Source organism: Streptomyces sp. Ag109_G2-15 (genome assembly GCF_900215565.1).
In the GTDB taxonomy this organism is placed as follows: Bacteria; Actinomycetota; Actinomycetes; order Streptomycetales; family Streptomycetaceae; genus Streptomyces; species Streptomyces diastatochromogenes.
This window is the reverse complement of sequence record NZ_OCNI01000001.1, coordinates 5,657,377-5,672,685: the sequence shown is the minus strand read 5'-3', so window position 1 is coordinate 5,672,685 and position 15,309 is coordinate 5,657,377. Positions and strand designations below refer to the sequence as shown.

The 15,309-nt window shown below is 71.1% G+C and carries 12 protein-coding genes; 1 reads left to right on the top strand and 11 read right to left on the bottom strand.

Translation table 11 applies throughout. From position 1 onward, the window contains the following. Window positions 1-10: 10 nt before the first annotated feature. From CRP49_RS25520 to CRP49_RS25480, 9 genes are all read right to left on the bottom strand, one after another. On the bottom strand, window positions 11-1,129 hold the full coding sequence (locus CRP49_RS25520) for a pseudouridine synthase (RefSeq protein WP_097255499.1): 1,119 nt from the start codon (window positions 1,127-1,129) through the stop codon (window positions 11-13). Further along, the gene (gene scpB, locus CRP49_RS25515) at window positions 1,129-1,782 is read right to left on the bottom strand and encodes an SMC-Scp complex subunit ScpB (RefSeq protein WP_097255498.1); all 654 of its coding nucleotides are present in this window, start codon (window positions 1,780-1,782) and stop codon (window positions 1,129-1,131) included. The genes CRP49_RS25520 and scpB overlap by 1 nt, the downstream gene beginning before the upstream one ends. Further along, window positions 1,779-2,762, bottom strand: a complete 984-nt coding sequence (locus CRP49_RS25510) for a ScpA family protein (RefSeq protein ID WP_306459750.1) — start codon at window positions 2,760-2,762, stop codon at window positions 1,779-1,781. Before CRP49_RS25510 ends, scpB begins: the two co-directional genes overlap by 4 nt. A gap of 497 nt (window positions 2,763-3,259) precedes the next feature. Further along, window positions 3,260-3,829: a hypothetical protein gene (locus CRP49_RS25505; RefSeq protein ID WP_097255496.1), complete on the bottom strand. Its 570-nt coding sequence runs from the start codon at window positions 3,827-3,829 to the stop codon at window positions 3,260-3,262. Then, window positions 3,814-4,947 carry a ParA family protein gene (locus CRP49_RS25500; protein ID WP_097255495.1) on the bottom strand — a complete coding sequence of 378 codons (1,134 nt, stop codon included), beginning with the start codon at window positions 4,945-4,947 and terminating at the stop codon, window positions 3,814-3,816. The genes CRP49_RS25505 and CRP49_RS25500 overlap by 16 nt, the downstream gene beginning before the upstream one ends. 413 nt (window positions 4,948-5,360) lie before the next feature. Further along, complete coding sequence (ald, locus tag CRP49_RS25495) at window positions 5,361-6,485, bottom strand: alanine dehydrogenase (protein WP_097255494.1); 1,125 nt, start codon at window positions 6,483-6,485, stop codon at window positions 5,361-5,363. Between the two features lie 139 nt (window positions 6,486-6,624). Next, window positions 6,625-8,700 (bottom strand): tetratricopeptide repeat protein, encoded by a 2,076-nt coding sequence (locus CRP49_RS25490; RefSeq protein ID WP_097255493.1) that lies wholly within the window; start codon window positions 8,698-8,700, stop codon window positions 6,625-6,627. A gap of 163 nt (window positions 8,701-8,863) precedes the next feature. Beyond that, entirely contained in the window at window positions 8,864-9,490 is a 627-nt protein-coding gene (locus CRP49_RS25485) for an NUDIX hydrolase (protein ID WP_097255492.1), read from the bottom strand. Between the two features lie 114 nt (window positions 9,491-9,604). Continuing rightward, window positions 9,605-11,254 (bottom strand): CTP synthase, encoded by a 1,650-nt coding sequence (locus tag CRP49_RS25480; RefSeq protein WP_097255491.1) that lies wholly within the window; start codon window positions 11,252-11,254, stop codon window positions 9,605-9,607. Between the two features lie 529 nt (window positions 11,255-11,783). Here CRP49_RS25480 and CRP49_RS25475 point away from each other — a divergent pair. Further along, on the top strand, window positions 11,784-13,586 hold the full coding sequence (locus tag CRP49_RS25475; RefSeq protein ID WP_097255490.1) for a glycoside hydrolase family 15 protein: 1,803 nt from the start codon (window positions 11,784-11,786) through the stop codon (window positions 13,584-13,586). A 52-nt stretch (window positions 13,587-13,638) separates the two neighbouring features. On the opposite strand, the gene CRP49_RS25470 is transcribed toward CRP49_RS25475, so the two are convergent. After that, entirely contained in the window at window positions 13,639-14,556 is a 918-nt protein-coding gene (locus tag CRP49_RS25470) for an aminoglycoside phosphotransferase family protein (protein ID WP_097255489.1), read from the bottom strand. A gap of 11 nt (window positions 14,557-14,567) precedes the next feature. Continuing rightward, entirely contained in the window at window positions 14,568-15,230 is a 663-nt protein-coding gene (locus CRP49_RS25465) for a CatB-related O-acetyltransferase (protein WP_097255488.1), read from the bottom strand. Between the last annotated feature and the right edge of the window lie 79 nt (window positions 15,231-15,309).

The window sequence follows — 15,309 nt, the reverse complement described above, 5'->3', positions numbered from 1 at the left end:
CAGACGCCTCCTAGAGGTCGACCTCCTTCATGAGCATCCCGACCTCGGTGTTGGACAGGCGGCGCAGCCAGCCCGACTTCTGGTCGCCCAGGGTGATCGGCCCGAAGGACGTACGCACCAGCTTCTCGACCGGGAAGCCGGCCTCGGCGAGCATGCGGCGCACGATGTGCTTGCGGCCCTCGTGCAGGGTCACCTCGACCAGGTAGTTCTTGCCGGTCTGCTCGACGACCCGGAAGTGGTCCGCGCGCGCGTAGCCGTCCTCGAGCTGGATGCCGTCCTTCAGCCGCTTGCCCAGGTCGCGCGGGATCGGGCCGACGATGGCCGCGAGGTACGTCTTCTTCACGCCGTACTTGGGGTGCGTGAGGCGGTGCGCCAGCTCGCCGTGGTTGGTGAGCAGGATGACGCCCTCGGTCTCGGTGTCGAGCCGGCCGACGTGGAAGAGCCGGGTCTCGCGGTTGGTGACGTAGTCACCGAGGCACTGGCGCCCCTCGGGGTCCTCCATGGTGGAGACGACACCGGCGGGCTTGTTCAGCGAGAAGAACTGGTACGACTGGGTCGCGACGGTCAGGCCGTCGACCTTGACCTCGTCCTTCTCCGGGTCGACGCGGCGGCCCTGCTCAAGGACGATCTCGCCGTTGATCTCGACGCGGGCCTGCTCGATCAGCTCCTCGCAGGCGCGCCGGGAGCCGTAGCCCGCGCGCGCGAGGACCTTCTGCAGCCGCTCGCCCTCCTGCTCGGCGCCGGGGAAGGTCTTGGGCAGCTTGACGTCCTTCTTGCCCGCGTACCGCTCCCGGTTGCGCTCCTCGGCGCGTGCCTCGTACTCGCGGGAGCTTCCCGGAGCCGTCCGCCCACCGCGCGGCTGGGCCTGCTTGGGGCCGCCCTTGGCACCGCCGCGCGCCGCGCCGCCCCGCCCGGACTTGGGGCCGTCCTGGGTGGCGCCGGGGCCCACGTCGTAGCGGCGCTCCTCCGGGCGCGGCTTCTTCGGCCGGCCGCCCTGCTTGTCGTCGCGGGCGTTCCCGGCGCCGCGGTAATTACCGCGGCCACCGCTGCTCCCGCCGCGGCCGCCGCTGTTGCCACCACGGCTCCCGCCGTTGTTTCCGCTGCTGTTCCTGCCGCTGCTGCTTCGCATCAAAGTTCCGTCTTGTCGTCTGCGTCCTCGGAATCCGGAGCGTCCGGATCGAACGACGGCACACCCTCCTGGGTCTCGGCCTCGATCGCCTCCGCCTCCGGAAGGAAGGGCGCGAGCTCCGGGAGCTCGTCCAGGCCGCGCAGGCCCATCCGCTCCAGGAAGTAGTTCGTCGTCCTGTACAGGATCGCACCTGTTTCGGGTTCCGTGCCCGCCTCCTCGACCAGACCGCGCTGCAGGAGGGTGCGCATCACGCCGTCACAGTTGACTCCGCGCACGGCGGAGACGCGGCTGCGGCTGACGGGCTGGCGGTAGGCGACGACCGCCAGGGTCTCCAGCGCGGCCTGGGTGAGGCGGGCCGTCTGGCCGTCCAGCACGAGCCGCTCGACGGCGGGCGCGTACTCGGCGCGGCTGTAGAAGCGCCAGCCGCCCGCGACGAACCGCAGCTCGAAGCCGCGGCCCTGCACGGTGTAGTCGTCGGCCAGCTCCCGCAGCGCGTCCGCGATCTGCCGCTTCGGCCGCTCCAGGATCTTCGCCAGGTGCTCCTCGGTCGCGGGCTCGTCCACGACCATGAGGACCGCCTCCAGGGCGGGCTTGAGGTCGAGATCGGCGACGGTACGGAGTCCCGCCGGGAGTTCCGCGGTCTCCTCGCTCATGCCTTCTTCTCCTCCTTGGAGTCCTTGGGCTCCTCGGGCGGCCGGTCGAACTCGTCGGTGACCCTCGGCGCCGCGTCCGAGTCGCCGCCGGTCCAGCGCACGATCAGGTCCCCGAGCGCGGTCTCCTGGTCCAGGGCCACGGCCTTCTCCCGGTACAGCTCCAGCAGCGCGAGGAACCGGGCCACGACCGTGAGGGTGTCGTCGGTGTCCTCCACCAGCGCCCGGAAGCTGGCCTCGCCGAGTTCCTTCAACCGCGCGACGACGATCCCCGCCTGCTCCTGCACACTGACCAGCGGGGCGTGGATGTGGTCCACGTACACCTGGGGCTTGGCCTTGGGCTGCATCGCCTTGACGGCGAGCTTGGCGAAGCCCTCGGGCCCGATGCTGATGACGACCTCGGGCAGCAGCTCGGCGTGCTGGGGTTCAAGGCCGACGGTACGCGGATAGCGGCGGGCCTCTTCGTCCAGGCGCCGATTGAAGATGTCGGTGATCTGTTTGTATGCGCGGTACTGCAGCAGCCGTGCGAACAGCAGGTCCCGGGCCTCCAGCAGCGCGAGGTCGGCCTCGTCCTCGACCTCGGCGGTGGGCAGCAGCCGGGCCGCCTTGAGGTCCAGCAGGGTGGCGGCGACGACGAGGAACTCGGTCGTCTGATCCAGGTCCCAGTCCGGCCCCATGGCCCGGATGTGCGCCATGAACTCGTCGGTGACCTTGGAGAGGGCGACCTCGGTGACGTCCAGCTTGTGCTTGGAGATGAGCTGGAGAAGCAGATCGAAGGGGCCCTCGAAGTTGGCGAGCCGAACCTTGAAGACGCCGTCGGCAACGGGCTCGCCCGGGCCCTGGGACTCCGTACCGGAGGCGGGGGCACCGGGCACGTCCGGATATCCGACCTCGGCCCTGGCCGCCCGCGTCGGCTCCGGCCCCGCCGGTACGGCGCTGCCCTCCGGCCCGTGCTCCGGTGCCACCGCCTGGGAAAACTCCACCTCAGCGACTGCCGCCCCCACCACAGGCTCCGCCTCGCCAGCAGCCGGCCACGCCCCAGCCCCCGACTCAACGGCCTCCGGCGGCACCCCGGACCCCAATCCGCCCGGCCGCGCCCCGGGGTCCGCCTCAACGACCGTCGGCCGTGCTACGGGGTCCACCTCAGGGCTTACCGGCCGCGCCACGGGGTCCACCTCGGCGCCTACCGGCCGCACCAAGGACTCCGCCTCAATGGCCGTCGGCCGTGCTACGGGGGCCGTCTCAGGGCCTACCGGCCGCGCCTCCGGCTCCGCCTCGGCAGCTGGCGACGGTGCCTCAGGGGTGGTTGGTGGTGTCGCTGACCCGGTGGCCGGCGTCGATGTGGCCTCGGGGGGCTCGGGTCGCGACGCTCCAGGTCCCCGGCCGAGCGCACGTCTGCGGCCGGCGGCTGGGCCGGGGGCGGGAGCGTCGTTCGAGGTCATGGCCGTCGCAGGCTATCGCTTACGGCCCGCGGTGCCGACTAGCGACCCCGCAGCCGCCGTACCAGGATGCTCGCGTCCCCTCGGGACTCCAGGTCCGCCAGGACCACGGCGACCGCCTCGCGGACGATGCGGCCGCGGTCGACGGCGAGGCCGTGCTCGCCTCTGAGGACCAGTCGCGCGTGCTCGAGGTCCATCAGCTCCTCGGCGGACACGTACACGGTGATCTTCTCGTCGTGCCGCTCGCGCCCGCTGGGCCGCCGGTTGGCCGCCCGCCCGCGCTTGCGGGGCTGTTCGGCCGCCGCGGGGGCGGAGGCGGCAGAAGAACCTTCCTGCGCCGTCTGCCGCCGGGCCGGCCGGGTGCGGGACTCGCCGGCCTCGGCCGATTCCGCCTCCGCCGCGACATGCTCCGCACCCTCGCCGTCACCGCCCTGGACGGGCACCGACGGCGGCACGTCCTCGGCGGCGGCCACGTCGTCGCTCTCCCCCGCGGGAGCCGGGACCCGGGCCTCGCCGTTGGCCCCGCGCCGGGGCGTGGACGGCTGGAGCGCCATCCCCCCTGTCGTACGGAAGAGTTCGTCGGCCCCGGGCAGACTCACTCGGCGTGACACCGGGCGAGCACCTCCCTGGCGAGCTGGCGGTAGGCGGCGGCACCGACGGAGTTGGAGGCGTAGGTGGTGATCGGCTCACCGGCGACCGTGGTCTCCGGGAAGCGGACCGTGCGGCCGATGACCGTGTGGTAGACGTGGTCGTCGAAGGCCTCGACCACCCGGGCCAGGACCTCACGGCTGTGGACCGTGCGCGAGTCGTACATCGTGGCGAGGATGCCGTCCAGTTCCAGCTCGGGGTTGAGCCGCTCCTGGACCTTCTCGATGGTCTCGGTGAGCAGCGCGACACCGCGGAGGGCGAAGAACTCGCACTCCAGGGGGACGATCACCTTGTGGGCGGCCGTCAACGCGTTCACCGTGAGCAGGCCGAGCGAGGGCTGACAGTCGATCACGATGTAGTCGTAGTCGGGCAGCAGGGGCTTGAGCGCCCGCTGCAGGGTCGACTCGCGCGCGACCTCGGAGACCAGCTGGACCTCGGCGGCCGACAGGTCGATGTTGGACGGCAGCAGGTCCATGTTGGGGACCGCCGTCTTCAGCAGGACCTCGTCCGCGGACATCCCCCGCTCCATGAGCAGGTTGTAGACGGTGAGGTCCAGCTCCATCGGGTTGACGCCGAGACCCACCGACAGCGCGCCCTGCGGGTCGAAGTCCACGAGCAGCACGCGCCGGCCGTACTCCGCGAGCGCGGCACCCAGGTTGATGGTCGACGTCGTCTTGCCGACGCCGCCCTTCTGGTTGCACATCGCGATGATCTTCGCGGGGCCGTGGTCGGTCAGCGGGCCCGGGATCGGGAAGTACGGCAGCGGGCGTCCGGTCGGGCCGATGCGCTCACGGCGCTGGCGGGCCGCGTCGGGCGCGAGCGTGGCCGCGTACTCGGGATCGGGCTCGTACTCGGCGTCGGGGTCGTAGAAGTGCCCCTCGGGCAGTTCGTCGTAGTCGGCGAAGTGGTTGTGGGGCGCGCCACTTCCGTCGCCGGCCATGGCGTTCACGTGATGGCCATCCATGCTCTGGTGTGCTGTCCGGACGGTCTGCCGACCCGGACTCTGGTGGGCTGCGAAGGTGCGCACAGCTACGGAGCCGACAGCCTCGAATCCCGCGGAGCCCTGGCCCCGTACAGGCATTCCTGGTTGACCACCCCGGGAGAAAATGTCGACTCATTCACAAGTCGTCTTACCTCCTTGGTGACCAGGAAACTTCTAGACAAGGTCAGCGTGGCACCATGCCGACGGTTGGCGACTCTATGGCGTGTCGGCGGTCCGCAGCAACACAATCCGCCGGACCCGGCAGGATGTGTCGGCAATGAAACATCCCGCTGTCAAGGGCGTACGGCCGTCGCACAGCAGGTTTCACCGGTGTGCGAATCGGTCGAAGGGTTACGTTCGAGGCGAGTTGACCGAGAGTCGCAAAGTGACCATACACACATCCGGCCGGACCTTGTCGGGCAAGGTCCGGCCGGGTGCGCGGTGTTGACGAGGCGTGTTGACGAATCGCCTTTTACCTGTCGGTGACTTAGCGACTCACCAGGTCGGAGGGGTCAGTCGAGCAGGGAGTCCAGCTCCACGTGCTCCAGGCCGTGGGCCTCGGCGACCTCCTTGTAAACGACCTTGCCGTCATGGGTGTTGAGCCCCTTGGCGAGCGCGGCGTCGCGGCGCAGCGCCTCCACCCAGCCGTTGTTGGCCAGCGAGACGATGTACGGCAGCGTGGCGTTGGTGAGGGCGTTGGTGGAGGTGTTCGGCACCGCGCCCGGCATGTTGGCGACGCAGTAGAAGACCGAGTTGTGCACCCGGAAGGTCGGCTCGGCGTGCGTGGTGGCACGCGAGTCCTCGAAGCAGCCGCCCTGGTCGATCGCGATGTCGACAAGAACACTTCCGGGCTTCATGCGGGACACCAGCTCGTTGGTGACCAGCTTCGGGGCCTTGGCGCCCGGGATGAGGACGGCGCCGATGACGAGGTCCGCGTCGAGGACGGCCTTCTCCAGCTCGAAGGAGTTGGACATGATGGCCTTGACCTTGGTGCCGAAGACCTTGTCGGCCTCGCGCAGCTTGTTGATGTCGCGGTCGAGCAGGGTCACGTCGAAGCCCATGCCGACGGCGACCTGGGTGGCGTTCCAGCCGGAGACACCGCCACCGATGACGACGACCTTGGCCGGGGTCACGCCCGGGACACCGCCCGGCAGCACGCCACGGCCGCCGGCCGGACGCATCAGGTGGTAGGCGCCGACCTGCGGGGCCAGCCGGCCCGCTACCTCGGACATCGGGGCGAGCAGCGGCAGCGCGCGGTTCGGCAGCTCGACCGTCTCGTAGGCGATGGCCGTGGTGCCGGACTCGATGAGCGCGTCCGTGCACTCCTTGGAGGCGGCCAGGTGCAGGTAGGTGAAGAGGATCTGGTCCTTGCGGAGGCGGTGGTACTCCTCCGCGATGGGCTCCTTGACCTTCAGCAGCAGGTCCGCGGCGGCCCAGACCTCGTCCGCCGTCCCGAGGATCTCGGCACCGGCGGAGACGTACTCGTCGTCCGTGATCGAGGAGCCGACGCCGGCGCCCCGCTCGATGACGACCTGGTGCCCGTTGCGCACCAGCTCGTGCACACCGGCGGGGGTGATGGCCACCCGGAACTCGTTGTTCTTGACCTCGCGGGGGATGCCGACCTTCACGTCGATCACGGTCCTTGGCTCAGAGGGTATGGGGGGTGCATTACAAGACATACCCAGGCATGCGGGGGCATACCGGGAGACACCGCAGGAGAACGAGCGGCAGAGCCAGTTTAATGAAGGTGTTCCGACTGTCTAGCCTTTCATTGCATCAATCTTCGCTGGGTGCACTACGGATTTCGCAGGCGTTAGCGTCCTGTTCCGCGCTGGAGTCGTCCTCCGACTGCTCCTCGTTCAGCATGCGCTCGGCCGCCGCCCGGTGCAGGCGGGCGGCCGTGGGGTCGCCGAGCCGGTCCAGGGTGTCGGCCAGCCGGAGCTGCAGCGCGGCCTGCAGCCGGACCTCGTCGGCGCGCCGCGCCCACTCCGCCGCCTCCTGGCAGGTGCGCAGCGACTCCTCGGGCCGCCCCGCGTACTCCTGGACCCGGGCCAGTTCGCTCAACGCCCGCGCGTAAGCGGCGACATCACCTTCCTTGCGGTACCCGGCGGCGGCCGCCCGCCAGTTCCTGAGCCCCTCGCCGTAGCGGCCCGCGTAGGTGTGGGCGGTGGCGATCCGGCCGTAGAGCCGGGCGGCCTCCGTGCGCTCGCCCCGGGCCAGCCGCTCGGCGAGGGCCCGGCCGAACCAGTCGGCGGCCCGGTCGTAGTCCCCCAGCTCCTGGTGCGCGCCGCCTACGGATTCCATCGCGCGGCGGGTCGCGTACGGGTCATTTGCTTCGCGTCCGGCGTCCAGGGCGGCCCGGTAGCGGGCCAGCGCGTCCCGGGTGCGGCCGGTCTGCGCGTCCAGATCGCCCAGGTTCAGCAGGGCCGCGGCCCGCTCCCGGTGCAGCCCGCGCCGCTCGGCGACATCCAGCACCAGGCCGTGGACGCCGTACAGGTCGGGCGCGGCCGCCTGGGTGCCGAAGTGTGCCGCCATGGCCCTGACCAGCTGGGACATCAGCCGGCGGGCGAGAGTGTCCAGCTCCCCGTCGGCCACGGCCACGCGGACGGCGGCCAGCAGGGCGGGCCGGCGCACGCGCAGCCACTCCTCGGCCGCCCGGGGAGTGGGGAAGCGGAGCGCCGGGGGCGTCTCCTGCAGCTTCTCCCGGGCCTGCGGGCTGTCCGTCTCGGTGATCGCCCGGCACGACTGCAGCAGCCGTACGGTCCGCTCCAGCATGCGGGCCCGGGCCAGCTGCAGCTCCGCCGGGCGTTCCTGGCTCTCGGCGAAGGAGCGCAGCAGCGGGTGCAGACAGCCGGGGACGTCGTACTCGGGCAGCGGGGAGTCCACCGCGCGCAGCAGGCCGAGGAGGACGAACTCGTCCAGGGCGGCGCGGGCCGCGCCCACCGAGCAGCCGGCCAGGGCCGAGGCGGTGTGCGGGTCGATCAGGCCGGCCGGGGCCAGCGAGAGCAGTCGCAGTATCCGGGCGGCGGGGGCCGGCAGCTGGTCGTGGACGAGCCGGAAGACCCGGGCCAGCGGGGTGGCGTCGGCGCCCTCGGCGCCCTCGACGGCATCCGTGTGCATCCGCTTGGCGAGGTCGGAGACGGCCGCCTGGGGCCGGGAGGCGAGCCAGCCGCCGGCCAGGGTGAGCGCGGCCGGGTGGCCCTGGCAGGCCTCGGCCAGGCTCTCGGCGGAGCGCGGGTCGACGGTGATGCGCACCGAGCCGGTGTAGCGGGTGAGGAGCTCCACCGCCGACTTGGTGTCGAGGCCGCCCAGGGTGCACGGGCGGACGTCCGCGATGCCGGTCAGCGGGCCGCCGGAGACGGCGACCACCAGGCAGTCCGGGGCGTCCGGCAGCAGCGCGTCGACCTGCTCGGCGCCGGCCGCGTCGTCCAGCAGGAGCAGCGCGCGCCGCTCGGCGAGGGCCGCGCGCAGCGCCTCCGTCAGGTCGTCCTCGGCGGCCCCGGCGGGTGCCTGCACGTCCAGCGCGGCGAGCAGCTCGCGGGCGGTGCGCTCGATCGGTACGGGGGTGCCGTCGGGCTCGCTGAGCCGGGCCCGCAGCACGCCGTCGGGGTAACGCTCGGCGACCTGTCGTACGAGTTCCTCGGCGACGGCTGTCCGGCCGGAGCCGGGGCGGCCCGCGATGAGAAGCACGCGCGCGCGGGGGGCCTTGCGGCCGGAGAGGGTGTCCAGGCCCGCGCGCTCGATGTCGGCGCGCAGCTCCTTCAACTCCCGTGTGCGGCCCAGGAAATGGTCCTCCGTGGCCGGGTGCGCGGACAGCCGCCCGCCGCCTGTGTCCACCGCCTGATCCGTCACGGGCCACGCTCCCGTCCCACCGCACGCGCAAGCCCGCCGGATCTTCCGGTACGGGCGTTTTCCAGAGCCTAGTTCACGCTCTGCGACGTTCCGGGAAGAGCACGGCGGGCACGTCCCCCGATCGGATCAGGCGATCGTCACACCAATGTGCGCACGGGTGGATTCAGGAATCGAACGGGCGCGCGGGCCACGGCGCGTCGGCCGGGCGCAGGGCGTCCAGACCGCCCTCGGACCGCGCCGCCACCAGGGAGAGGACCCCGACGACGAGGCAGTTGTTGTGCACGTCACCGGCGAGCACCAGGCGCACCAGCTCGTCGACCGGCACGCGCGCGTACTCCATGTCGGTCTCCTCGTGCTCCGTCTCGAAGCGCTCCCCCTCGGCCTCGGACAGATCGCGGGCGAGGAAGATCCGTACGGCCTCGTCACAGCCGCCGGGGGTGGTGTAGACGTCGGTCAGCACCCGCCAGTTCTCGGCCTTGACGTGCGCCTCCTCGTACAGCTCGCGCTGGGCGGCGTGCAGCGGGTTCTCGCCGGGCACGTCGAGCAGGCCGGCCGGGATCTCCCAGAGCTTCTGCCGGACCGGGTGGCGGTACTGGCGGATCAGCAGGACGCGGTCCTCCTCGTCGAGGGCGAGGACGGCGACCGAGCCGGGGTGCACCTGGTAGTCGCGGCGGACCACGGAACCGTCGGGCATGACCACGTCATCCGTGCGAACGGAGGTCTTGTTGCCCCTGAAGGGGGTCTCCGTCGCCCGGATCTCCCACTCCTCGGGGGTGTCCTTGATCGTCATGCCCTGTCCTTCCACACACGCTTTTATGAAGGCCGGCCAAAAAAGACCGGCCACAGTGAAACCGGGGTGCGCACCTTTGAAGGTATGCACCCCGGCCACCGTACAACTGGTGTGTCAGTTGGAATTCTTCCGCTCGACCGAGGCCTTCACCAGGCCGGCGAAGAGCGGGTGCGGACGGGTCGGCCGCGAGCGCAGCTCGGGGTGCGCCTGCGTGGCGACCAGGTAGGGGTGGACGTCGCGCGGGTACTCGACGTACTCGACGAGCTTGCCGTCCGGGGAGGTGCCCGAGAAGAGGATGCCGGCCTTCTTCTCCAGCTCCGCGCGGTAGGCGTTGTTCACCTCGTAGCGGTGGCGGTGCCGCTCCTCGATGTACTCCTTGCCGTCGTACACCTCGCGCACGATGGAGCCCTCGGCCAGCTTCGCCGGGTACATGCCGAGCCGCATCGTGCCGCCCATGTCGCCCTCACCGGCGACGATGTCCATCTGCTCGGCCATGGTGGAGATGACCGGGTGGCCGGTGGCCGGGTCGAACTCGGTGGAGTTGGCGTCCGGGATGTCGGCGAGGTTGCGCGCGGCCTCGATCACGATGCACTGGAGGCCGAGGCAGAGGCCGAGCAGCGGGATCTTGTTCTCGCGGGCGTAGCGGATGGCGCCGACCTTGCCGAGCACACCGCGGTCGCCGAAGCCGCCGGGGATGCAGATGCCGTCGACGTCGCCGAGGGCCGCCTTGGCGCCCGCCGGGGTCTTGCAGTCGTCGGAGGTGACCCACTTGATCTTCACGCGGGCCTTGTTGGCGAAGCCGCCCGCGCGCAGCGCCTCGGTGACCGACAGGTAGGCGTCGGGCAGGTCGATGTACTTGCCGACGAGGGCGAGGGTGATCTCGTGGTCGGGGTTGTGGACGCGGTCGAGCAGGTCGTCCCAGGTCGTCCAGTCCACGTCACGGAACGGCAGGTCGAGCTTGCGCACGACGTAGGCGTCCAGGCCCTCGGAGTGCACGACCTTCGGGATGTCGTAGATCGAGCGGGCGTCCGGGCAGGCGACGACGGCGGCCTCGTCGACGTCGCACATCAGCGAGATCTTGCGCTTGATGGCGGTCGGGACCTCGCGGTCGCAGCGCAGCACGATCGCGTCCGGCTGGATACCGATGTTGCGCAGGGCGGCGACGGAGTGCTGGGTCGGCTTGGTCTTCAGCTCGCCGGAGGGCCCGATGTAGGGCAGGAGGGAGATGTGCACCACGAAGACGTTGTCCCGGCCGACCTCGTGGCGGACCTGGCGGACGGTCTCCAGGAACGGCAGCGACTCGATGTCGCCGACCGTGCCGCCGACCTCGGTGATGACGACGTCCACCTGGTCGGTGGCCATGCGCCGGATGCGGTGCTTGATCTCGTTGGTGATGTGCGGGATGACCTGCACGGTGTCGCCCAGGTACTCGCCGCGCCGCTCCTTGGCGATCACGGTCGAGTACACCTGACCGGTGGTGACGTTGGCCGAGCCGTCCAGGTCGCGGTCGAGGAAGCGCTCGTAGTGGCCGATGTCCAGGTCGGTCTCGGCGCCGTCGTTGGTGACGAACACCTCACCGTGCTGGAAGGGGTTCATCGTGCCCGGGTCGACGTTCAGGTACGGGTCCAGCTTCTGCATCACGACGCGCAGGCCGCGGGCCTTGAGCAGCATGCCCAGGCTGGAGGCGGTGAGGCCCTTGCCGAGCGAGGAGGCGACACCCCCGGTGACGAAGATGTGCTTGGTCGTCGTGGATTTGGGCGGCATGGCCAAGAGGGGGCTCCCGTGGTCGCTGTCTGTGATGCGGTGCGGCTACCCGCCCGGAGATTTCCGGAGGCGCCGTCGCTGCGGTTCGGGGGTTTGTCGCCCACCGGTCCACGGGCTACCAGCGTATCAGCGCCCGGAGGGGATGGCTTCCGGCCACGCTCCGCGCTCGCGCCGACACGGACACCCGTCACGTGCGTATACACAGGTGCGCACCGGTCACATCGATATCACCCGCTGCTCACTCGTTCGGCCCACACGGGTTGCCCGGAGCGGCACGCAGATCATCTACGTGCGTCGTATCCTGCTCGGACACTCTGCCGAGCCCGGCCGGAACGACGGCACACCCCCGCCTGCATCACCCGGAACAACGAGAGCGCGGCAGTTCGTTGAGCAAAGACTGTCGTGTTGCCTCAGGGCTCGGCGGGCTGCTTTGCTTCACCGCTCAACGACGCATAACAACGACCCCTTGACCGCACTAGCGACAGCCCCCTTGTGTGGGGGTGACGTGGCCGTTCGACTGGAGTTGCACGTGGCCGGGCGCATCGAAGACTACGCACTCATCGGAGACATGCAGACCGCGGCACTGGTCTGCCGGGACGGCACAGTCGACTGGCTGTGCCTGCCCCGCTTCGACTCGCATGCCATCTTCGCCGGCCTGCTGGGCACCGAGGAGCACGGCTTCTGGCGGCTCGGCCCGGCACACGCGGCCGACGCGCAGCCCCCCACGGCCGCCCGGCGCAGCTACCGCGGCGACTCGCTGATCCTGGAGTCGGAGTGGGACACCCCGCGCGGCACCGTGCGCGTGACGGATTTCATGCCCCCACGTGACGGCGCGCCGCAGCTGATCCGGATCGTGGAGGGCGTCACCGGCCGGGTGCCGATGCGCTCCGCGCTGCGGATGCGGTTCTCCTACGGCAGGATCGTGCCCTGGGTGCACAAGCACGAGGGCCGGACGGTGGCGGTCGCCGGGCCCGACTCGGTGTGGTTCGACACGGAGGCCGAGACCTACGGCAAGGCGCTGACCACCTACGCCGACTTCACGGTCGCCCCGGGTGACCGGATCGCGTTCACCATCTCGTGGCAGCCCTCGCACAAGGAGCCGCCGCAGCTGGCGGAGCCCGAGCAGTCGCTGGAGGCGACGGAGGCGTTCTGGCGCGAGTGGGTGGAGCACTGTACGTACCACGGTCCGTACCGCGAAGCGGTGATCCGCTCGCTGATCACCCTGAAGGCGCTGACGTACGCCCCCACGGGTGGCATCGTCGCGGCCCCGACCACCTCCCTCCCCGAGGACATCGGCGGCGTCCGCAACTGGGACTATCGCTACACCTGGCTGCGCGACGCCGCGATCACCCTCTCCTCCCTGCTGCGCACGGGCTACCGCGAGGAGGCCCGGGCCTGGCGCGAGTGGCTGCTGCGCGCGGTGGCGGGCGACCCGGAGAACCTGCAGATCATGTACGGCCTCGCCGGCGAGCGGGAGCTGGGTGAGGCGGAGCTGGACTGGCTGCCGGGCTACGAGAACTCGGGGCCGGTCCGGGTCGGCAACGGCGCGGCCCACCAGCTCCAGCTGGACGTGTACGGCGAGGTCATCGAGGCCCTGCACCTGGCCCACATGACCGGCCTGGCCCGCCACGACTACGCCTCCCTGCTCCAGCTCAAGCTGATCCGCTACCTGGAGGACCACTGGCAGGAGCCGGACGAGGGCATCTGGGAGGTGCGCGGCCCGCGCCGGCACTTCGTGCACTCGAAGGTGATGGCCTGGGTGGCGGTGGACCGCACCATCAAGCTGATCGAGTCCGGTGACGCGGACGGCCCGCTGGAGCGCTGGAAGGAACTGCGCGACGACATCCACCGGGACGTGTGCGAGAAGGGCTACGACCAGGAGCGCAACACGTTCACCCAGTCCTACGGCTCCAAGGAGCTGGACGCCTCGCTGCTGCTGATCCCGCAGATGGGCTTCCTGCCGCCGGACGACAAGCGGGTGATCGGCACCATCGAGGCGATCCAGCGCGAGCTGTCCACCCCGGACGGGTTCATCCTGCGCTATCCGACGGAGGGCGAGAGCGAGGGTGTCGACGGCCTGCCCGGCGACGAGGGCGCCTTCCTGGCCTGCTCCTTCTGGATGGCCGACGACCTGGCGATGATCGGCCGCGTGGACGAGGCCCGCAAGCTCTTCGAGAAGCTCCTCGCCCTGCGCAACGACCTCGGCCTGCTCGCCGAGGAGTGGGACCCGCGCCTGCAGCGCCAGGTCGGCAACTTCCCCCAGGCCTTCAGCCACGTTCCGCTGATCGACACGGCACTGCGGCTGACGGCTTCGGGGGCGTACGGCGGCTGAGCACTCCCCCCCGGCCCCGGTCATCCATGCGTACGGCCGGGGCGGGGGCTTCTCAGCGGCGGGCCGCCGCGACGAGGCGTCGCAGGGCGGTATGGGCGGGTGGGCCCCAGGTGGGCTTGCCGCCGGGACGGCCGCGGACTCCGGCCTCTCCGATGAGGATGCCGCCGAGGGCGCGCCACACCGCCCAGCCGCGGGCGCGACGCAGGGTCGCGGCGTCCGCGGTCGGCCGGTATGCGCGATGGAAGCGGTCGGCGGCGCCGTCCGGCAGCAGTGTCCACGGGGCGGCGAGGTCGCAGGCGGGATCGCCCGCGCAGAGGTCGCCGAAGTCGATCACGCCGCAGAAGGTGCCGTCCGCGGTGAGGACGTTGGCCGGGTGCAGGTCGCCGTGGAGCCACAGTGCCGGGCCCGCCCAGTCGGGCGCGGCGACGGCGTCCTCCCAGACCGCGCGGACGGCGTCCGGGTCGGGGACCAGCCCCATCTCGGTGGCCGAGGCCAGTCCCTCGGCGAACTGCTCGGCGCGGTCGGCCAGCGGACCCCCGCGGTCACGGCCGACGGGCGCGCCGTCGGGAGCGGGTCGGTGAAGAGCGGTCAGGAAGAGGGCCAAGCTGTCGGCCGCGTCCGCGGCGCGCGTGACCGGGGCACGGTCGGCAGGAGCGCCCGGCACCCAGGTGGTCACGATCCAGGGCCGCGGGAACCGCTCGGAAGGCTCCCCGAGGCGCTGCGGGACGGGGACCGGCAGGGGGAGGCGCGGGGCCAGGGCGGGCAGCCAGGCGTGCTCCTTGCGCAACAGCGCATCGGCGGACCGCGTCGCCCAGGGCAACCGGACGGCGAGGTCGTCGCCGAGTCGCCACAGCTGGTTGTCCCAGCCACGCGCGCCGAGCCTCACAGGCCGATCGGCCAGGTCGGGATGCTGGTCACGCAGCAGATCCCGGACCAACTCCGCGGTGATCTCGATCTCGGTGTGGGTCATGCGGAGAACCCTCACACATGCGGAATGTCGTGCGGGGAGTCCGGGGCGGCGGCTTCCAGATCGGCGATGCTGCCCGACATGATCGCCCGCACGTGCTCGGTGATGTGCTCCGCGGGCCAGTCCCACCAGGCCACCGCCAGCAGTCGGGCGATGTCCTGGTCGTCGTAGCGGGTGCGGATGAGGCGGGCCGGGTTGCCACCGACGATGCCGTAGTCGGGCACGTCTGTGGTGACCACGGCGCCGGTAGCGATGATCGCGCCATGCCCGATGCGGACGCCCGGCATGACCGTCGTGCCGTGGCCGAACCAGACGTCGTTGCCGACGACGGTGTCCCCTCGGCTGGGCAGGCCGGTGAGCAGGTCGAAGTGTTCGGCCCACGAGCCGCCCATGGTGGGGAACGGGAACGTCGAGGGACCGTCCATCCGGTGGTTGGCGCCGTTCATGATGAACCGCACTCCCGTACCCAGCGCGCAGAACTTGCCGATGATCAGCTTCTCCGGCCCGTAGTGGTGGAGCACGTTGCGCGTCTCGAACGCGGTCGGGTCGTCGGGATCGTCGTAGTAGGAGTACTCCCCGACCTCGATCAGCGGGGACTTCACCAGCGGCCTGAGCAGCACCACCCGCGGCTGCTCGGGCATCGGATGGAGAACGGTCGGGTCGGCCGGGACGGGCATGGGGAGCGATTCCTCATCGGTCGTGGGTCAGTGACCGGTCCATGATCGCGACACCGAGCGGTCCGGGACAGTCGTTTAC

What these genes read in the sequence shown, in the direction of transcription:
- CRP49_RS25520 (WP_097255499.1), bottom strand. Translation starts at nt 1,129, where the DNA reads ATGCGAAGCAGCAGCGGCAGGAACAGCAGCGGAAACAACGGCGGGAGC.
- scpB (WP_097255498.1), bottom strand. Translation starts at nt 1,782, where the DNA reads ATGAGCGAGGAGACCGCGGAACTCCCGGCGGGACTCCGTACCGTCGCC.
- CRP49_RS25500 (WP_097255495.1), bottom strand. Translation starts at nt 4,947, where the DNA reads ATGCCTGTACGGGGCCAGGGCTCCGCGGGATTCGAGGCTGTCGGCTCC.
- CRP49_RS25485 (WP_097255492.1), bottom strand. Translation starts at nt 9,490, where the DNA reads ATGACGATCAAGGACACCCCCGAGGAGTGGGAGATCCGGGCGACGGAG.
- CRP49_RS25480 (WP_097255491.1), bottom strand. Translation starts at nt 11,254, where the DNA reads ATGCCGCCCAAATCCACGACGACCAAGCACATCTTCGTCACCGGGGGT.
- CRP49_RS25470 (WP_097255489.1), bottom strand. Translation starts at nt 14,556, where the DNA reads ATGACCCACACCGAGATCGAGATCACCGCGGAGTTGGTCCGGGATCTG.
- CRP49_RS25465 (WP_097255488.1), bottom strand. Translation starts at nt 15,230, where the DNA reads ATGCCCGTCCCGGCCGACCCGACCGTTCTCCATCCGATGCCCGAGCAG.